This is a genomic window from Pseudoalteromonas atlantica (assembly GCA_007988745.1).
Lineage (GTDB): Bacteria > Pseudomonadota > Gammaproteobacteria > Enterobacterales > Alteromonadaceae > Pseudoalteromonas > Pseudoalteromonas atlantica.
This window is the reverse complement of sequence record BJUT01000037.1, coordinates 22023-42120: the sequence shown is the minus strand read 5'-3', so window position 1 is coordinate 42120 and position 20098 is coordinate 22023. Positions and strand designations below refer to the sequence as shown.

Genomic DNA, 20098 nt, shown 5'->3' with positions numbered 1-20098 from the left:
TTTGCTCAGCTTTTACTTAGCCCACTAGGTTACAAACTTCGCGCCGCGATTAAATAGCCCCTAGTTTGAACAAACTTTAATCCGCAAAGTTCAACAGCCCCTAACTAAAGCGAATAGTTTGCTTTTCGTGATCTGAAAGTATGCGCTTCATGTAGGCGTCTATGTCATTTTTTTGTGCGGGTAAACTTACACTAAATTGTCGCTCGTTATTGCTATGAATAATAAGCTCATCGTTCTTACTTTCTATATGTTCAATGTTGCCAATAACAAGCCATTGCGGGCCAAATTTTTTATCAAAGAAACCTGCCAAGCTAAATAACATTAAGTGCTGTGCATCGCGCTGAATAAAATTATCAAGCGTATTGCGCTTTTTAAAGGCGGGTGTCAGCCTGTAACAACACGAACAAAACACAAATAACCATAATCCTATTACGGCAGAAAACCAAATATGATCAGTTAGCGATGTAAACAACACCAAAGCGCCTAAAATAATGCCAATACCAAGCACTACAATGGCAATTTTTTTATTAATGTTATCCATTTAGCTCCCTTTTATTTAGCGTTTTTATCATCTGCTTTTTCGGTAGGCTCTGGCCAATCGTTAAAAAACACCTGCAAATAACGACTCTTTGCCAAGTACCACATTACCCAAAACACAATCACCATTTGCACAGCTAAAAATAATGAAAACCTGTAATGACTATGTGCAGCTTGTATTGTTAACCAGCTTAAGTCGGTTATTGCACACACAAGTAACGGCCAGCGCATGTAGCGCCACACCATCGCTAAACGCGCACTTTGTTGATGAGAGTCGCGCGGTCGTCTTAAGCAAAATAAAAAAGTGGGCACTATCGCAATAGCGCCAATCGAAATTGCGATAAAAAAATCGTTTTTAGATTTAAAAAATAGCGACATTAAATCAAGCTCAGGGCGACGACTCAGCGCCGCTATAACCCAAATAAAATACGCACGTAGTAACACCAATAAACTTAGATGAAATGCAATCGGCGTACGGTAGCTTCCGTATTTATCCCAGTACTCGGGTCCATATCGGCTCATTTTACTACCCTAAGCATTGTACTTATCAAACAGTGCAATTAAGTCATCTTCGCTAAGTATGTCTATGCCTAAATCTTGTGCTTTAGTTAATTTAGAGCCGGCTTTTTCGCCCGCCACCAATGCATCTGTTTTAGCCGACACACTACCGGCTACTTTTGCACCTAACTGTTGTAAGCGTGCTTTAGCATCGCTTCGGTTTAAAGTATTAAGAGTGCCAGTTAATACATAGGTTAGCCCAGCTAAGGGTTGCTCATCCTCTGAAGGCGGCGTTAGCGCTGGCCAATTAATGCCTTGTTCAATTAAAGCATTAACTACATCTACATTATGTTGCCCATCAAAAAAGCCACGAACATGAGTTGCTACAATAACCCCTACATCGCTCACTTGTGTAAGGCTTTCAATACTGGCTTGGGTTACCTTTTCAAGTGTTAAAAAATGATTTGCTAAGTTTTGCGCTGTGGCCTCGCCAACCTCACGAATACCCAGCGAATATAAAAACTTTGCAAGCGTAGTTGTCTTTGCAGCTTCAAGCGCATCGACTAAGTTTTTAGCCGACTTAGGACCCATACGCTCAAGTGACTCAAAGTGACCTTGTTTTAATATAAATAAATCTGCGGGGGTTTTTACCAACTCTCTATCAACCAGCTGATCAACTATTTTGTCGCCTAAGCCATCTATATCAAGCGCTTTGCGTGATGCGAAATGCTTTATCGCTTGTTTACGCTGAGCTTGGCACACTAAGCCACCGGTACAACGAGCCACGGCCTCGCCTTCTACTTTTTCAACGTGTGAGTCACAAATGGGGCAACTGGCAGGAAATACAATGTCGCGTGCATCATCTGGGCGGCGCTCAAGTACTACTTGTGTAATTTGCGGAATAACATCGCCGGCGCGGCGTATAATTACTGTATCGCCTACCTTTACGCCTAAACGGGCTATTTCATCGCCATTGTGCAGCGTTGCGTTTGATACCGTAACACCGCCTACAAATACAGGCTCTAAACGCGCTACCGGCGTTATTGCGCCTGTGCGACCAACCTGAAATTCTACATCAAGTAACTGGGTTATTTCTTCTTGCGCAGGAAACTTATAAGCAATTGCCCAGCGCGGTGCACGTGCAACAAACCCTAAACGCTCTTGTAAGGCTTTTTGGTTTATTTTAATTACTACGCCATCAATTTCATATTTAAGCTCGCTTCTGCGCGTTAAAATATCACTGTAGTAATCTAAAGCCGCTTGCGTACCTTCAACTAACTTTGTTTCTGGGCACAGCGGTAAACCCCAATCGGTTAATTTTGCCAATTGTTGGTAGTGATCCTCAGGGATTGTGCCATCGGCCACCAGCCCAGTGCTATACGCATAAAACATTAGCGGGCGCTTAGCGGTGATTTTTGAATCAAGTTGGCGTAGGCTACCTGCGGCTGCATTTCGAGGATTTACAAATACTTTTTCGCCACGTTTTTCGGCTTCGCTGTTTAGTTTTTCAAACCCAGCGCTATCCATAAATACTTCGCCACGTACTTCAAGCTCTGCGGGGTAATCGCCACGCAGCTTAAGGGGCACGTTACGGATTGTTTTTACATTTTGTGTAATATTCTCGCCAGTAAAACCATCGCCACGAGTTGCGGCCTGCACAAGCACGCCGTCACGGTAAATAATCGACACAGCCAAGCCATCTAACTTAGGCTCACAACAAAAAGTGAGCTCATCTTGGCTCATTAAACGCTCTTTAATACGGCGGTTAAAGGCGCTAAATTCTTCTTCACTAAAGGCGTTATCAAGCGATAGCATAGGCACTTGGTGAGCAACTTGTTCAAATTTACTCAGCGCAGCGCCTCCTACCTTTTGAGTGGGTGAGTCTGGCGTTAAAAATTCTGGGTTTTCTCTTTCAAGGGCGCTTAACTCGCGCAATAGTCTATCGTATTCTGCATCAGGAATACTGGGTGTATCAAGGACATAATAATTGTAGTTGTGTTGCTCTAACGTACTACGAAGATGATTAATTTGCTCACTAATGCTGCTAGACATTTAAACCTCAAAAAACATAAAAAAAGCCACTTTTAGGTAAGTGGCTTAATAAAAATAATGTGTGCGTATAAATTACGCAGAAAATGCACGAACCTGCTCAACATATTGACGAACGCGCTCAACGGTCATTTCTTCACGCTCGGCATCTAAAATTTGTGCACCAAATTCATCGGCAATTTTCTTAGCTGCGCTATGTAACATATTAAAAGCAGCTAGCCCGTCGCCTTCACAAGGTAAAGTCATAAATAAGCTAACCCCTGCGGTGCTAAACTGTTCCATATTATCAATATCAAACGTACCTGGGTTATACATATTTACTAATCTAAATAACACTGGACCTTGCCCTGCAGGGTCTATGTGGCGATTAAAAAAGCCTTCTTCTGAATATTTAAATCCTAAGGTATTTACTGCAGGCAATAACTTACTGCCTTGCATGCTTAGTCCCTCAGGCATTTGAATATGCACAATAACAAAGTCAGACACATCTGCTGGCGCTTCTTTTTCGCTCTCTGGCTCTGGTTCTAGCTCTGGCTCTTGAACTACTTGCAGGTCGTCTTCAATGGGTGTTTGCGCCACGCTAGTATCTATTTGCGGCTCGTTTGCATCAAAGTTTAGCTCACCAAATTGCGGCTCATCTCGCTGGGCAACAACCGGCTCTTTAGGTTCAACTGGTGTATGCGAAGGTGTATCTTGCATTGGTTCAACCCGCTCTGAAGGCGCTACCTCTGGGCTGTCTTTTTTTCTAACTGACCATAAACCATGTACTAATAAGCCACCTATGACAAGTACACTGATCACAATTAAAACCAATCTTAGTTCTTCGGCCATCCCCTCACCTTTTATTATTTGTTATGCCTAAACCCGTGTATTAATTAACACTAATACGCTTAAATAAACTGTTATGTATGTGCAAGTTGCACTGCTTGTTCTATATCTACTGCTACCATGCGTGATACGCCTGGCTCTGCCATGGTAACGCCAGTTAAACGCCCTGCCATTTCCATCGCAATTTTATTATGACTAATATAAATAAACTGCACCGATTGTGACATTTCTTCAACCAAACGGCAAAAACGTACCACGTTAGCATCATCAAGCGGCGCATCTACTTCATCCAGCATACAGAATGGAGCTGGATTGAGCCTGAATATAGAAAACACCAATGATAATGCGCTCAGCGCTTTTTCTCCACCACTTAACAGATGAATTGTCGAATTTTTCTTACCTGGTGGCTGTGCCATTATACTAACACCACTTTCGAGTAAATCGTCACTGGTTAATTCTAAATACGCGCTACCACCACCAAATACTTTTGGAAATAGCTCGGCAAAGTCGTTGTTCACTTGATCGAAGGTAGCTTTAAAGCGTGTTTTGGTTTCGCTGTCAATTTTACGAATCGCCCCTTCAAGCGTATTTAGCGCTTTGGTTAAATCCTCAAGTTGATTATTCAGATAATCACTGCGCTCTTTAGCTTTTTCAAACTCATCTATTGCGGCTAAATTAACTGGACCTAGCTTATCTAATTGATGCACAAGCCCACTGATCTGATTTTGCGCTGCATTTAAACTCAGTGAATCAGGTAGTGTATCTAAAACACTTTTTAAACTTTGCTTTAATTCTTCAAGCGGCTCAAGTGCTGCCTGCGCTTTTATAATTAGGCTTTGCTCTTCAATGCTTAGCTTTTGATGTTGTTCTTGCAAACCTGTCAGCTCACCTTGAGAGTGCTTAAGGCTGGCTTGTTTACTTATAAGTGTTTGCTTTGCCTCGTTAAGCTTTTTTTGTAACGCAACCAAGCTAGCTTCGCCCTGCTGATGTTTTATTAAAAGCTGTGCTATTTGCTCAGTGAGCTCTTGCTCGGGTATTAGCAACGCTTCCATTTGCGCTTGCAGCTCTTGCGCTTCTTCTTGCGCACTCATGAGCTCTTGCTCAGCATGATTAAGCTTTGTTTGACTAAGCTGCCACTCACTGTGTGCTTTTTGCTCTTTTAACGTGGCCTGATGCGCTTGTGTTTTATATTGCTCAAGTGTAGCTGCAGCTTGGCTGTATGCAGTATTACTGCGTGTGCAAGCAGCGTCGGCGCTTGCCAGTTCGTCAGCTAAGTTATGTTGCTGTTGCTGTAACACTTCAAGCGCACTGTTGTGTTCATCGAGCGTTTTTAATAATTGTGATTGCTCAGTGGTTAATGCACGCTTTTGTTGCTGGTACTTTTCTAGTTGCTGTAAAAATTGTGCTACTTGCTCTTTTAACATGTCGCTGCGCGTAGTGGCCACGGCAATGTTTTGTGCTAATTGATGAATTGCATTTTTAAGTACTGCTAACTCATCACTCAGCTTTTGCTGCTGTGTTTTTAGCGCATTAAGATTCTCAAAATCCCGTGCGAGGGTATTTTCGGCCTCTACTAAGCTCGCTGTTTTTTGCTTTAACTGTGTGTGTTTTAAAAGTTGTGAGTTTTCGGCGTTTTTGTCTGCGCTACGGTGCCAGTTTCGAGCATGTAAAGCACCGCTTTTATCCATAACCGCAATATAAAACGTATCATTTAACGCAGCGAGTTCAGCGTTTTCGCTGTACGCAATACGGGTCAATAAATCGGGATAAACACCCTCAGTAATTAACGCCGCAACGCTATTGACTGGTATTTCACTTTTATGCGGCCACACACTATTGTTGCTTTGCACATCAGCTACGTTTAGGTGCTCAAGCGTTTGCAGTGCCTGTTCAACTATATGTTCAAACCCTGGTTTTACCTGTAATTGATTAAATAAAGTGTGCTGCTTATTGTCATCTTCAATCCCTAAACTGCTTTTAAGCCCAGCAATGCGAGCTTTTAGTTCATTAACGTGCTGTAAGCTTTGCTGATGCTGTTGCTCAGCGTCATTTACTAAATCGGTTTGCTCTTTAAGCGCTGCGGTGCAGTGTGTTTGCGCCGTTTGCTTACTGGCAAGCTCTTGAGTAAGGGTTTGTTTGTATTTTTGTTGCTCGGCTAGTTGCTGCTCTAATTGGCTACTTTTAATATCATCAATTTGGTTATTTAGTTGGCTTAGCTGTGTGTTTACATGGGTTACGGCTTGCTCTGTTTGCTTAACACTACTTTGCTGCGCCTGTACTTTATTATTAAGCGCGTGCTGTTGTTGATTAAGGCTTTGCCACACGGCTGTGTGCTTATTTTTTTCATCAGCTAAATCTGCAAGTGTAAGGGTAAGCTCTTCAACTTGTTCGCTGCACTCTAAACTGTACTCGCTTATCTCTTGGTGGCTCACTGCTAACTGCTCACACACATTTTGCTGCTGTGTTTTTAGCGCTTCACTTTGCAGCTTTCTCTGCTCAAGCTTAGCCACACTTTGTTTAAGTGTTTGCGTTTGCTGTTTAATATTAATGTGTTGTTGTTCGGCGCGGGTCAACTCTGTGTGGGTAACGTGTTGCTGATGCTGCGCATCGTTAAGCGCATCTTGCTCTGCATTTACTTGAGCCTCTAGGCTTGCAAGCACATCGTCGTGGCCTGAGTGGGCCGTTTTAAAAAAGGCGATTTGCTCATTAAGCTTTTTAATTTGCTCACTTTTTTCAAGCTGTTGTTGATGCAGCTTTTGCCATTTTAATACAGCCACTTGGCCTTTTAAGGTACGCTCTTGCGCTTTTAAATCTCGGTATTTTTTCGCATCAACCGACTGCACAGCCAGTTTATCTAGTTGCGCTTGTAACTCTTTGCGCACATCAAGTAAACGCTCAAGGTTTTCGCGGGTACTTTTAATTCGGGTTTGCGTTTCGCGGCGGCGTTCTTTGTATTTAGACACGCCCGCGGCTTCTTCTAAAAATACGCGCAGCTCTTGAGGTTTGCTCTCGATTAAACGCGAGATCATCCCTTGCTCTATAATTGCGTAACTACGCGGGCCAAGCCCGGTGCCTAAAAATATATCGGTAATATCGCGCTTACGACATTTGCTCCCATTTAAAAAGTACAGCGATTGGCCATCGCGTGTTACTAAACGCTTAATCGCTATTTGGTTTCTGTGGGCAAATGTATTAGGTAAATCACCTTGGGTATTATCAAAAATAAGCTCTACTGAGGCTTGCGAGATAGGTTTACGATTAGTTGAGCCATTAAAAATAACATCGGTCATGGCATCGCCACGTAAGTTTTTAGCTGAGCTTTCACCAAGCACCCATCGCACAGCGTCAATTACGTTTGATTTGCCGCAGCCGTTAGGCCCAACAACACACGTCATTTGATCAGGGAATGGAATTTTAGTGGGCTCTACAAACGATTTAAAGCCCGCTAATTTAATAGTGCTTAAGCGCATCTTATTGTTATTACCGATTATTATTGTTATTACTTACAAACAATTTAACTCATAAACAGTTAAAAAGTTAAGCTTGGCGTTTAAAGTTATCTAAAATAATACCTGTGGCCATTGCTACATTAAGTGACTCTGCCTCACCAAAAGCCGGTATGGTTATTTTGTCGCTTACTAATTTTGCACACTGCTCGCGTATGCCATGCGACTCACTGCCCATAAGCAATACACCCTTTGCGCTAAGGTCCGTTGTATGTACGCTTTGCCCATCTAAAAATGCCCCATAAATAGGCATATTTAATGTTTGTAAGTATTCAGGTAGCTCTACTTGGCTTACCGATACTCTGACAAACGAACCCATGGTAGCGCTAATTGTTTTAGGGTTGTAAGCATCGGCGCTGTCGGTACTTGTTACTATATGTTTAATGCCATACCAATCAGCAACTCTGATAATAGTGCCTAAATTCCCCGGATCAGAAACCCCATCAAGCGCCAATATTAAGCCGGTATTATTAGGTAAATCAGCCTTTGGCATATCAACCACTGCAATGGCCGCGTTATTACTCACTAAGGTACTGACTTTAGTCAGCGACTCTTCTTCTGCTGGCGTAAAATCTACATGTGGAAACTGGTTTTGGTGAGTATTTATAAACGCCTGTGTTGCAAATATATCAACCGCCTTTAATGGGCCGTTTAACAACTCAAGTACGTTTTTTTCACCTTGTACAAGGTATTGATTATATTGCTTTCGGTACTTTTTTTGGCCAAGTTGGCGAATAAGCTTGAGTTGGTTTTTTGAAATCATAACAGCCCCATAAAATTATCGCCCTAGTATACCAGAGATGATTTAAAGTGCAGCACCACATATATTAAAAGCAGCGCCATTATAGGCTGTAAGGCTTTTAAAGATTGAGCTTTGCACCAAATTTAGGTAAATTAACAAAAAAACAACATGGATATAATTTTAATGGAATCAATACACCCTACTCCCCCAGAAACCACCCCTGCAGTAAATGAACCTGCTGCCCCTATTTTTAGCGGTAAAGTACAGTTTAGCGGTAAAGGCGGTGAGTTTTTTGGTATTTGGATAGTCAATATTTTACTGAGCGTACTTACTTTAGGTATTTACTCGGCTTGGGCAAAAGTACGCACAATGCGATATTTTTATGGCCACACCCGCATTGACGGACACAGCTTTGACTACTTAGCCACCCCGATGCAAATTTTAAAAGGCCGTATTTTAGCGGTTATTGTATTTTTAATTTACTCCTTTGGTAGCAGCTTTTTTCCTCTTGTAGGCTTACTATTTGCGGTTGCTTTTATTTTTTTAATGCCGTGGATTATTAACCAAGGCCTGCGCTTTAATATGCGTATGACCCGTCATCGAAATGTACGCTTTGCATTTAAAGGCGATTACGGCGAAGCCTTCATTAACTTTATTCTTTTACCTATTGCCAGTATTTTTACCCTTTATTTATTAATGCCGTATGTTTTAAAACGTATCGACACGTACATACATAGCAATATTAGCTACGGTGACACGCCATTAACCGTAAACCTTAAAGGTGAAACCTACTACTTAACCGCCCTTATTTGCTTTGTGGTGAGCTCTATCACTATGGTGATATTTATGGCTGTATTAGGCTTATTTGGGCTTGATTTAATGAATGTAGAAAACCAACAAGCTGCACAAGATCCAGCCAAAATGGGCATTATGTTTGGTGGATTAATGATTGCTTACGTATTTATGATTGCGATAGTAACCGCTGTGTGGGCTGCGGCTATTCGTAACCATATTTTTGATAACAGTCAATTTGAAGACGTAGCATCATTTAAATCAGAGCTTAAGCCTATTCCTTTTGCCATATTACTATTAACCAATATGCTGGCCATTGTGTTTTCTTTAGGGCTTGCCTACCCGTGGACCAAAGTGCGTACATCGAGAATGCTTGCCGAGGTTACAACCGTTAATATTTACCCTAGTGCGCTAAATTTAGTGGATACCGCGCAACAAGAGCAGTCATCGTTTGCTGAAGAAGCAGCCAATGTATTTGATATTGACCTATCGCTAACCTAAGAGCTTATTATGCACGTACAGGGACATTACTTCCCCAAAGCATCAAGCAATTACCAGCAAGGTGTCGCTAACATTAGCGACACCTGTGTTGAGATTAGCTACGATGACCAGCTTATTTCAAGCCATGCAATAAGCGATATAACACTCACTTCTGGTCTAGCTGGGCTTGCTGATGAACTAAATTTTAATGATGGCAGCCGCTTTATTCCTACTGATGTAAATTATCGCTGGCCTTTTAAAGCAAATAAGCATGACCTACTAGAGCGCCTTGAAAAAAGTAAATGGGCTATTATCGCGGCCATTATTTTTACACCGCTTTTTATGTGGCTAATGCTTTATAAAGTTGTGCCCGCTATTGCTGTTTATAGTGTTGATACCCTGCCGCGCAGTGTAGTAGAGCAAATGGGTGAACAAAGCTTTACCCTAATTGAAAAGCTCGCGCTTGATGACAGTGAGCTGCCTAATGAGCAACAAACTAAAGTACAACAACATTTTAATACCATGCTTAATGCGCTCTCGCTTGAGCCATCGGTTTATAGGTTATCGTTTTATAAATCAGAGGCCTTTGGAGCGAATGCGTTTGCAATGCCCCACGGGCGTATTGTCGTAACCGATGAGTTAGCAAATTTATTAGCCGATAAACCCAACGCACTAAAAGCCGTATTACTTCACGAAATTGGCCACGTAGTCCACCAGCATAGCGTACGCATGACCGCGCAATCGGCAGCCAGTACCATTGTACTTGCGGTTATATTTGGTGATTTAGAAGGCATAGCAGAAGTGGTACTTGGTACGGGGGCATCTTTTGCACAGCAAGGGTTTTCTCGTGATATGGAGCGCGAGGCAGATAACTATGCGCTCATTCAACTTGAACATTTAGGGTATTCAAGCAACGACTTTGCCGACGCCATTGAAGCATTACAAGGTGCGCACACCAGCGAAAACGAACACCTTGAAAAGGTAAATAATTTACTCGAATATTTATCTAGCCACCCAAGTGCACAAGAGCGAATAGACAATGCGAGGAAATAACCCCGGTTATATACAAATTGCTCGCTATATTGTGGGGCTGAGTTGGATATACCACGGCTTTTTTCCAAAGCTTTATCATATTGCCCCGCTTGAAAAACTAATGACTGGTAGTGCGGGTTTTTCAGCAGAAGTGTCTGACTTAATTACACGTTCTGCGGGTATTGGCGAAATTATATTTGGAGTGTGCTTATTAGTGTTTTATAAAAATAAGCACATCGTTATTTTAAATATTTTAGCGCTTGTAGGGCTTTTGTTAGCGGTTGTAGTAATGCAGCCACCATTACTCATTGAAGCATTTAACCCAGTAACCACTAACCTGCCGCTTATTGGGTTAAGTTTTATTTGGTTAAAAGAAATTACTAAATAATCGGTATCTTTAAAATAAAAAAGGTATGCCTGCGCATACCTTTTTTGTAGTGCTTAACTTATAGCGTTAATACTTATTTTTATGTGTCCACAGGTGCAATAATTCACTGGCAATTGTTGCTGCAGCAATCGCGGTAAGCTCACTTTGGTCGTACGAAGGTGATACTTCTACCACATCCATACCCACCATATTTATGCCTTTTAGTGCGCGCAGTATTTTAAGCACTTTATCTGATGTTAAACCACCGCATACAGGTGTGCCTGTACCTGGCGCAAATGCTGGGTCTAAACAATCTATATCAAACGTTAAGTAAACGGGTAAGTCGCCTACTCGCTCACGTATTTGCGCTGCTATTTCATTAGCGTGCAAATCATTAGCTTGCATTGCATCAATCACTGCAAACTCATGCTTTGATTGGTCAAAGTCGGTGCGAATACCAATTTGGATACTGTGCTCTACATCAATCAGCCCTTCCATGGGTGCATGATAAAACATAGTGCCGTGATCAAAGCGCGAGCCATTGCTGTATGTATCAGTGTGCGCATCAAAATGAACCAGTGCCATTTTGCCATGTATCTTTGCATGCGCGCGCAATAGCGGAAGCGTTACAAAGTGATCGCCACCAAGGCCTAACAGCGTTGCCCCTTGGCGAAGTATTTGTTCTGCAGCCATTTCTAGCTGTGCCGTAAAATACTCAGGATCGCCTACCGGATAAGTAAAGTCCCCCGCATCAGCAACCGTTAAACGCTCAAACAAAGGAAATGTCCACGGGTATTTAGTGTCTTCCCAGGCTAAATGTACCGACGCACGGCGAATGGCATCGGGCCCTAAGCGTGCACCGGGGCGGCCCGATGTTGCTAAATCAAAGGGTAAGCCTAGTACAACGACATCTGCATCAATGGCATTAATGTTTTGCACCATAGGACGACGTAAAAACGTCATCCCGTTTGAATACAATGAGTGGTCAACATGACCAAACAAGCTAGACATTGCTTATAACTCTTCTAAATAAGTGTAGCCATTAAGGCCGCTTTGCAACTCGTCTAAAACGCTTTGCTGTTCATTTTTATCTATTTTTGCAGACACTAACTGCGCGTACGAGTGTTGAAAACTCTCAACATCTAAATGTACATAGCGCATCATATCGGCTACGGTATCGCCTTGGTTTATCTCACTAATACTGGCAACGCCTTGCTCATCCATATTGATAATAGCGCTGTGCGTATCGCCAAATAAATTGTGCATATCACCTAAAATTTCTTGGTACGCACCCACTAAGAAAAAGCCCATTAAGTAAGGTTTATCAGCACTGTACTCAGGCACGGGTAATGTGCTTTCAATGCCTTGGCCATCAACATAGTGCTCAAGTGCGCCGTCTGAATCACAGGTTATATCAAGTAATACAGCGCGTTTTTTTGGAGCTTCGGTTAAGCCACTTAATGGCAATACCGGAAACACTTGATCAATCCCCCACGCATCAGGAAGCGATTGAAAAAGCGAAAAGTTTACAAAAAACTTATCGGCTAAACGTGCGTTCAACTCGTCAATAATCGGGCGATGGAAACGGTTTTTGTTATCCATGTGTTTGTTAAGCTCATAACAAATACGTAAGTTAACTTGCTCTGCCCACGCACGCTGCGTTAAATCTAAAAGCCCAAGTGCAAACTGGTTATGCGCCTCTGCTAAATCCCCTTGGCTGTCGTGGTAAATTTCAATCAGTGCGCGGTCATCCGTTAAATCGGTTAACTGCACAAAAGATGCCCACATATTATTTAATAAAAGCGGTGCATCTGCTGCTGGCGCTTTTAGCTGTTCTGGTACGTAGCTTTCAGTGCCTATCACGTTTGATATAAGTACTGCATGGTGCGCCGTTAGTGCACGTCCCGACTCAGAAATAATCGTCGGCATGGGCTGCGCGTATTGCTTACATGTATCACCTATGGTGTACACAATATTATTTGCATACTCAGCTAAGCTGTAGTTCATTGAGTTATGCGATTGGCTGCGGGTACCATCGTAATCAATAGCTAAACCGCCCCCTACATCTAAGCACTCAATGCTTGCACCTAATTTGCGTAGTTCACAGTAAAAACGCGCGGCTTCGCTCACACCTAAACGCACATCACGAATGTTTGCCATTTGCGAGCCTAAGTGAAAATGCACAAGTTGCATTAAATCAAGTTGGCCAGCCTCTTTTAAACGATTCACTACATGCAGTACTTGCGACGCTGATAAACCAAATTTAGATTTTTCACCGCCACTTGCTTGCCACTTACCTTTGCCTTGCGATGCTAAACGAACGCGAATACCAATACGTGGTTTAACATTTAGCGCTTTTGCTTGGCTAAGTACCATGTCGAGCTCAGAGAGTTTTTCAAGCACTATGTAAACTTTGTGGCCTAGCTTTTCGCCAATCAGTGCTAAGCGCACATACTCTTTGTCTTTGTAGCCATTACATACAATTACTGCACTGGTTTTTTCTGCCATTGCCAAAACAGTTAATAGCTCTGGTTTGCTGCCCGCCTCAAGGCCTAATTGTTTTTTTTCTAATTCGGCTTGGCTTGCTACTATTTCTTCAACCACTTCGCGTTGTTGGTTTACTTTAATTGGGTAAACTAATAGGTAATCTTTTGGGTAACCATAGTTTTCAATCGCGGTATTAAACGCGCCACATAAACTGTGCACACGATGATGTAAAATTTGTGGAAAGCGCACTAAAGCCGGTAAGCTTAAGCCTTTTTCTTGAAGTTGTTTTGCAATATCTGTAAGTGCAATAGTTTGATCTGGGGCGTGAGCCTTTGGCGCAACATACACATCACCTTGATCATTAATACCAAAAAAACCTTGGCTCCAATGACGAACATTGTAACTCGTGCGAGCTTGTTCTAGTGATGTTGTCTCTTTCATTTATCTTTCTCTTGTATTTAATGAATGCCGGTTCGGCTAGTTGCGCGCATTAAAAGAAAAATAGACTTTTAAGTCCAACAAGTATTTTTACTCGTAACGAGTGATTTTTAGTGTTGAGAGAAAAAACCCCTACACCTTAGCTTTTACAGCTAACCGCCTTTAGTAAAGCAAGCTGGTTATGCGGCTAAAAAAATAAGTACAGCTGTTCTTTTTTAAGATAAAATAGAACAACTGTACTTATTTGGTATAAACATGAAACAAATTTATTTTAATCAAAACAAGCCACCTAAATTTTCTAAAATAACAAAGGCTGCCACTTTTGGTTTGACCAAAACATTTCCTAAACTCAGTGCCCGCCTTGCCATGAAGGTATTTTGTAATCCGCATAGCCGACGCCAATACGAATTTAGAACATGTATACAGCCAATTAATATTAAACTTACTACCGAGCTTGGCGCTGTAAACCTGTACTATTTTAGCCAAGCCGAAAACACTAAAACGGTATTTTTATCTCATGGCTGGGCCGATAGCACTAATCGGTTTACTGCTTTAATAGATGAATTGCTTGAAAAAGGCTTTAATGTTTACTCAATTGATCACATAGGCCATGGCTATTCGCACGGCAATACCTCGCACTTATACGGGTATATGCAGGGGCTAACAGCGGCTTTTGAGTACTTTAATGGGCAAAATATTACAATTAATAGAGTCGTTACACACTCTATGGGCGGTGTTGCTTTGTTAAACTTAGCGCCTCATTATTTAGAGAATAAAAAAATTGTGATGATCTCTGCCCCTGCACAAATATTTGAAGCCATGTTTGCTAAGGTCAGGCAAGTGGGTATTTCTGAGCTCATGCTAGAAAATATGCTTAATAAGGTGTCGGATAAATATGGTATTAGCTGGCAAAACCTTCACCCTGACCATTCTAAAAATAAAATTAACGAAAACATGCTGTTTATTCATGATAAAAATGACTCAGTGGCAAGCTTTGAGGCAATAAAATTATTAACTGAGAACACACCCGCAGCACTTGTGGCCACACAAGAGCTGGGGCACGTGCGCATTTTAAAAAGCCAATACGTGTACGACCAAATAACACGCTTTATGGATTAACGATGAAAAAAAGTGAGAGCACTAAACGCAATATTTTGCACAAAGGAATGGCCTATGCGGCTGCACATGGTTTATATAGCTTGTCGATAGGAAAAATAGCGGCAGTGACTAACATGTCGCGTACTGGGGTGATCTCACACTTTGCCAATAAAGAAGATATGCAAGTGGCTATTTTGGCCTACACCGAAGAAGAGTTTAGAAAACAGGTTGTTGATATATCTGTTGATGAAGATGCGTTAATTCATTTAAATAATTTTCAGCAACGCTGGCTTGAGTGGCTCAATTTTTTAGATACGGTATCGCCTGGTAAGCAGGCAAGTTGCCCGCTCATTAAAGCGTCGGTAGAGTTTAAAGCAAGCCCCAACTGTTTGGTAAGAAAGTTTATGCAAGACCAACACTTAAAAATGATTAACTACCTCACTAAACTTGCAGTTAACTGCCAAGCACAAGGCTACTTTTGCCAAGACAAAGAGCCGAGCATTTTTGCGTATGAGTTTTATGGCTTATATACTGGGCATGTTGTACAAACAAGCTTAATAGATAATCCAGCTTTAACGCTTACTTATAAAAAAGTAGTTGGCAATTTAATTGCGCGATATATGCGTTAACAGTGGCATGTAAGGCGTTTTTTACCTTTAATATGGCGTACTTTTTAAGCGCTTTTAGGTGCAAAAATAATAATAGCCATGCCCAGTAAGGCAACCGCCCCGCCCACTACATCCCACATTGTAAGCTTTACGCCATCAACAGCCCATAACCACAGTAAAGCCACGCATATGTACACACCGCCATACGCGGCATACACACGTCCAGCGGCTGCGGGGTGTAACGTTAGCAACCACGCGAATAGTGCTAAACTGATTGCTGCAGGTATTAAAAGGAATATGGATTTATCTTCTTTAAGCCAAAGATAAGGTAAGTAACAGCCAATAATTTCTGCCAGTGCGGTAATAATAAATAGCGCGATAGTTTTTACTTCAAACATAAAACCTGATGTGATTTAAATAACGAGAGCATAATAAAGCTAAGTAACTGCAAACTAGTTACTTAGCTAAAATAGTGCGAATTCTGGGTAAGAAATTTTTACCCATATTTAAGTAAAACAGATTACTCAGCTAGGGCCACGTCGGCCAGCTTCATTGTACTTTCGAACGATTTAGTACCGGCTATAAATAAACCATTGTGGCAAAATACAGCGTCGTCTAAGCCTGTTTCAGCTTGGAACTCTTCATCAGATAAACCAGCCCACGCTTTAGGCAGTGACTTTCTGTCTTCAAACGAGCCGGGCTCTACTGGTACAGTTTGAATAATCCATTGGCCGTTTTGCGAAGGGTAAACCATAAATAAAGCGTCGCTTGATAAATGGTGTACTGTTTTTTTCCATGGTGTGTATTTTTCTAAAATAATCACGCGGGGATCTTTTGCCTCTTTTATTGCTTTTGCAACAATATCTTTGGCGTTAATGCTTCCTTTTGCTGAGGCAATAAAACGGGTTAATAGACGCGCTGCAAACTCAACGGCTTCATCAAAGCATTCATCAAAGTTGCCTTCCTCTTCCCATGTTGGATTAAACATAGAAAGCGTTTGGCTAAGCGTTATGCCCTCAACCACACCTTTAACGTAGCCACAATCTATGGCATCAATTGTAGAGACTAAACCAGCGTCAACTCTATCAGCCACCGCTTGGTTATTATCACACAGCGCTAAACCATACTTTTTCCAAATTAAGCCAAATGACGAGTATGGCGTGCCATTTTCGCGCTCGCCTGCGCCGCCGCGTTGGTGGTGATCAAAGCGTCCTGTGTCAGGGTTGTATTCGCCACCTACATCAACAACAATATCGGCACTTTCTATTACTGCTTTATCGCGGGTTCGTACCAAGTTAAAGGCAGGCAATACATGCTTAAGTACCGCAATACTAAACACGTCATCGGCATGGAAATTACCACTGTGGGTTACTACTGTTAAATCGCTCATTGGTTTTGGGCTACTTTTAAAAAAGATAAAATTCTCACTTATGAAGTGCTAAATAAAGGTTTATACCCGTTTGCTTAATCAAGTAATTTATTTTGAAGCAAAAAAGCTTGTTTATAGCCAGGTTTTGCCTCTTAAAATCATTAAGTATTACTGTGCACAGGTATTAAATATACGTGGCGAATTTTATACGAAGATAGCAGTGAAAAACAGTGAAGTATTTTTTGCGCCTACAGAGTCAGCTATAGGCACACAGGAGTAAATAGCTTATTTATTCTGGCTCAGGGCTCAGGGCAAGCTCCATAAATACACTTTGTGGGTTATCTTGATACGAGCCAAAGCTTGCACAGCGCGCAAAACCTAAATCTTCATATAAACTAATTGATTCGGTTTGCTTTGGGCCTGTTTCTAATCGGATAAGTGGAATTTTTGTTTCGCCGGCGTAATGCAGTAGGTTTTGCATTATGCGTCTTGAAAAACCTCTACCACGGTAACTTGGTTTTACGTATAAACGCCTTATTTCGCCATATAGCGCGCCGTCATTTTGCTTAACAATAGCGCCACAGGCAATAATGCCATCTTCGTTTTTTAAACCAATTGCATAAACGTTGTCTTTGCTTAATTCTTCTAATTTGAGAGATTGGGCTGTAGCCACGGGGTATAAGGAGTTTATCAGTCTATCTATATCTGCAAACACATTAACTACATCAGGATCCTTAGGGGTTAATTCGACTAACTGCATCTCTTGTCGTCCATTTTATTATTTTGAATCGTTATAGTGACTTCATAATATATACTTAATACGCGTGTTCCTAGTGTTGTTTAAACAAAATGTTTTAATAAGGTAAAAATAGCTTTATTAAAACGTTAGCTTAATTTACAAAAACGACGCACAGCCTGCTAAGCACTTAGGCTTTGCTTTTTTAATTGATGGGCATGCCACTTAATATAATTACTGGCATTCATAGGTTTTGCGACTAAATAGCCTTGTATGCAATCTGCATTGAGCAAGTTTAGTAACTCAAATTGCGCCTCTTGCTCTACACCTTCAGCAACAACGGTAATGTCTAAACTTTTGCCTAGGCTTATAATCGTATTAACAATATTAAAGCCTTTGCCTTTATCTAAAATCTTATCGATAAAGCTTTTATCAATTTTTATTTCCTGTACGGGGAAAGCATTTAAATGAGCTAAACAGGAATACCCTGTACCAAAGTCGTCAATAGAAAACACAAAACCTTGTTCTTGTAGCTCCGTCATTTGCTTTATTGTGCTGTCAATATCGCCCGATAGCATGGTTTCGGTGATCTCAAGTTTAATATGCTGCGGTTTTATGTTGAACTCTTTAATTGTAGAGCAGAGCTCACGGGTAAGCTGCGCAGAATTAAACTGTATATGACTAATATTTATAGATACGCTAAAGTGCTCATCTATCATGTTTTTTTCATTAAGTTGATTAATAAGGCTGCATATATTGCGAAGCACTATGTTTTGCAGTTTTTGAATCAGCCCATATTGCTCTGCAATAGGAATAAACTGATTAGGCGCAATAACCCCTTTATTAGGGTGTATCCACCTTATCAGGGCTTCTGCACCTACTACCTTTCCTTGCATACTAATTTGCGGCTGAAAATACGCACAAAATTCGTTATTAGCGATTGCTCTTACAATATCCGTTTCTAATTCGGCTTGGTTTTCGAGTAAAGTTTGCAGTTTAGGGTCATAAAAGCTGCAGCTATTGCCACCTTTTGCCTTAGAGCGGTACATAGCTGTATCTGCAAATTTTAATATGTTATCGGTGGCTGTGTGCTCTTCGTTAATTAAGCAAATACCTATACTGCAGCTAACTTGAAATGCCAGCTCCCCTATTGCAAACTTATCATTAAACACGCCTTGTACTTTTTTAGCGACTATTTCAGATTCAATACAGGCTTGGTGATTATGCTCGCCAATGTATTCGAGTAAAATAATAAATTCATCACCGCCCACTCTAGCTAAAGTATCAGATGATCGTATTACGCCACCTAAGCGTTTTGCTAATTCTATTAATACTTGATCTCCGGCGCCGTGGCCTAATGAATCGTTTATTCTTTTAAAGTTATCAACATCTAAAAACAGCAATGCGCCCGTTTTTTTGGTGCGTTTAATACGCTCCACACACTTTGCTAGGCTGTCGCTGAGCATTCGTCTATTAGGGAGCCCTGTTAGTGGATCAAAAAACGCAAGCCGTTGAACTTCTTGCTCGGCTTTTTTGCGAAGGGTTACATCTCTTGCCATCCACACTACGTGCTTAAGTTCTGGTTTTTCTGGCTGGTAGTTAGTAAGTGCAGCCGCTCTTCCTTCAAAGGTTATGTGGCCTTTGGGCACGGCTAAATCGTACTCAAATATTTGCATTTCATTGGTGCGAATGGTTTTTTTAATAATCCCCATGATCATGTCGGCATCTTTTTCTGGGAACAAGTCTTGCACATTTTGACCAATTAAATCGGTGGGCGATTCAAGTAATAAGTCACTCGAGGTACCGTAAATATCGGTATAGACGCCCTCTTCGTTCAAAATCAAAATAAGATCGGGCATCACTTGCGTAAATGCTTTAAATTTTTCATTACTTTTTTGCAGATCTGCCACTAGCTGCCTAGCTTTGAGCGACTCTGCGTTTTTTTCTAGTGCTATGCTAGAAAAGTGTACAAAATAGTCAATGAGTTCTAAATCTTGCTGTGTAGGTGCTTTAGGGGTGCCGTGGTAAATAGCAAAAGTGCCTAATATTTCATTGGTGGTTGAAATAACCGGGGTTGACCAACAAGAATATAAACCGTACCTGTGCGCTAAATCTTTGTAATCTTCCCACAAGGGCGAAAGGTCAATATTTTGCGCAATAACTCGCTCATTTTTATAGGCTGCGGTGCCACAAGACCCTACATTAGGGCCTATAAACACACCATTAATGGCCTTTAAATATTCATCGTCAATATTTGGGGCAGCACGATGAAATAACTGATTACCTGTTAAAGACAGTATTGAGCATCTTGCAGAGCTGTCTTCAATAACTTGCTCTATAGCTAAACAAATATCTTGTAAAACATCGTCTAAGGCAATGCCTAACGCGATTTTAGATAATATATCCTGCTGGTGAGATAACAATTGTTTTAGTTTTGCAGTATTCATACTTCACCATGCATCTAGGTACTTTTATGTTGCTACGCACTTTAAAAAAGTGCAGTGCATCAACAAATTCCTGCTCTTAGTTCA

General features: G+C 41.3%; 17 protein-coding genes. 5 read left to right on the top strand and 12 right to left on the bottom strand.

Going from position 1 to position 20098, the window contains the following annotated elements; genetic code table 11:
• Nucleotides 1-100: 100 nt before the first annotated feature.
• From PAT01_RS14310 to PAT01_RS14285, 6 genes are all read right to left on the bottom strand, one after another.
• Nucleotides 101-541 (bottom strand): hypothetical protein, encoded by a 441-nt coding sequence (locus PAT01_RS14310; RefSeq protein ID WP_024034163.1) that lies wholly within the window; start codon nucleotides 539-541, stop codon nucleotides 101-103.
• Nucleotides 542-552: 11 nt separating this feature from the next.
• On the bottom strand, nucleotides 553-1059 hold the full coding sequence (locus PAT01_RS14305; RefSeq protein ID WP_004588866.1) for a DUF2919 domain-containing protein: 507 nt from the start codon (nucleotides 1057-1059) through the stop codon (nucleotides 553-555).
• A 9-nt stretch (nucleotides 1060-1068) separates the two neighbouring features.
• Complete coding sequence (ligA, locus tag PAT01_RS14300; RefSeq protein WP_154945678.1) at nucleotides 1069-3087, bottom strand: NAD-dependent DNA ligase LigA; 2019 nt, start codon at nucleotides 3085-3087, stop codon at nucleotides 1069-1071.
• Nucleotides 3088-3159: 72 nt separating this feature from the next.
• The gene (gene zipA, locus PAT01_RS14295; protein WP_004588864.1) at nucleotides 3160-3915 is read right to left on the bottom strand and encodes a cell division protein ZipA; all 756 of its coding nucleotides are present in this window, start codon (nucleotides 3913-3915) and stop codon (nucleotides 3160-3162) included.
• A gap of 71 nt (nucleotides 3916-3986) precedes the next feature.
• Nucleotides 3987-7382 carry a chromosome segregation SMC family protein gene (locus tag PAT01_RS14290; RefSeq protein ID WP_138579179.1) on the bottom strand — a complete coding sequence of 1132 codons (3396 nt, stop codon included), beginning with the start codon at nucleotides 7380-7382 and terminating at the stop codon, nucleotides 3987-3989.
• A gap of 67 nt (nucleotides 7383-7449) precedes the next feature.
• A complete protein-coding gene (locus PAT01_RS14285) occupies nucleotides 7450-8181 on the bottom strand; it encodes an RNA methyltransferase (RefSeq protein ID WP_138579181.1) in 732 nt (243 codons plus the stop codon).
• Between the two features lie 162 nt (nucleotides 8182-8343).
• On the opposite strand from PAT01_RS14285, the gene PAT01_RS14280 reads away from it, so the two are divergent.
• The 3 genes from PAT01_RS14280 to PAT01_RS14270 are packed head-to-tail and all read left to right on the top strand — an operon-like array spanning nucleotide 8344 to nucleotide 10852.
• Nucleotides 8344-9453, top strand: coding sequence for a YjgN family protein (locus tag PAT01_RS14280; RefSeq protein ID WP_024034168.1), 1110 nt, complete (start codon nucleotides 8344-8346; stop codon nucleotides 9451-9453).
• Nucleotides 9454-9462: 9 nt separating this feature from the next.
• Nucleotides 9463-10485, top strand: coding sequence for a M48 family metallopeptidase (locus tag PAT01_RS14275; protein ID WP_064384876.1), 1023 nt, complete (start codon nucleotides 9463-9465; stop codon nucleotides 10483-10485).
• Complete coding sequence (locus tag PAT01_RS14270) at nucleotides 10472-10852, top strand: DoxX-like family protein (RefSeq protein ID WP_318299757.1); 381 nt, start codon at nucleotides 10472-10474, stop codon at nucleotides 10850-10852. The genes PAT01_RS14275 and PAT01_RS14270 overlap by 14 nt, the downstream gene beginning before the upstream one ends.
• 66 nt (nucleotides 10853-10918) lie before the next feature.
• Here the strand turns inward: PAT01_RS14270 and speB are convergent, their stop codons facing one another.
• Together speB and speA are read right to left on the bottom strand one after the other, a co-directional pair.
• Nucleotides 10919-11842, bottom strand: a complete 924-nt coding sequence (speB, locus tag PAT01_RS14265; RefSeq protein WP_029772730.1) for an agmatinase — start codon at nucleotides 11840-11842, stop codon at nucleotides 10919-10921.
• Nucleotides 11843-11845: 3 nt separating this feature from the next.
• A complete protein-coding gene (speA, locus tag PAT01_RS14260) occupies nucleotides 11846-13759 on the bottom strand; it encodes a biosynthetic arginine decarboxylase (protein ID WP_154945677.1) in 1914 nt (637 codons plus the stop codon).
• 252 nt (nucleotides 13760-14011) lie between these two features.
• Here speA and PAT01_RS14255 point away from each other — a divergent pair, with 252 nt between their 5' ends.
• Nucleotides 14012-14875, top strand: a complete 864-nt coding sequence (locus PAT01_RS14255) for an alpha/beta hydrolase (protein WP_154945676.1) — start codon at nucleotides 14012-14014, stop codon at nucleotides 14873-14875.
• Nucleotides 14876-14877: 2 nt separating this feature from the next.
• Complete coding sequence (locus tag PAT01_RS14250) at nucleotides 14878-15483, top strand: TetR/AcrR family transcriptional regulator (protein WP_154945675.1); 606 nt, start codon at nucleotides 14878-14880, stop codon at nucleotides 15481-15483.
• A gap of 44 nt (nucleotides 15484-15527) precedes the next feature.
• Here the strand turns inward: PAT01_RS14250 and PAT01_RS14245 are convergent, their stop codons facing one another.
• The 4 genes from PAT01_RS14245 to PAT01_RS14230 form a co-directional block, all read right to left on the bottom strand.
• Nucleotides 15528-15860 carry a YnfA family protein gene (locus tag PAT01_RS14245; RefSeq protein ID WP_029772735.1) on the bottom strand — a complete coding sequence of 111 codons (333 nt, stop codon included), beginning with the start codon at nucleotides 15858-15860 and terminating at the stop codon, nucleotides 15528-15530.
• Nucleotides 15861-15982: 122 nt separating this feature from the next.
• Nucleotides 15983-16852 carry an MYG1 family protein gene (locus PAT01_RS14240; RefSeq protein ID WP_138579189.1) on the bottom strand — a complete coding sequence of 290 codons (870 nt, stop codon included), beginning with the start codon at nucleotides 16850-16852 and terminating at the stop codon, nucleotides 15983-15985.
• 268 nt (nucleotides 16853-17120) lie between these two features.
• Complete coding sequence (locus tag PAT01_RS14235) at nucleotides 17121-17591, bottom strand: GNAT family N-acetyltransferase (protein ID WP_004588851.1); 471 nt, start codon at nucleotides 17589-17591, stop codon at nucleotides 17121-17123.
• A 158-nt stretch (nucleotides 17592-17749) separates the two neighbouring features.
• Nucleotides 17750-20014 carry a sensor domain-containing phosphodiesterase gene (locus tag PAT01_RS14230; protein ID WP_154945674.1) on the bottom strand — a complete coding sequence of 755 codons (2265 nt, stop codon included), beginning with the start codon at nucleotides 20012-20014 and terminating at the stop codon, nucleotides 17750-17752.
• Nucleotides 20015-20098 lie beyond the last annotated feature (84 nt).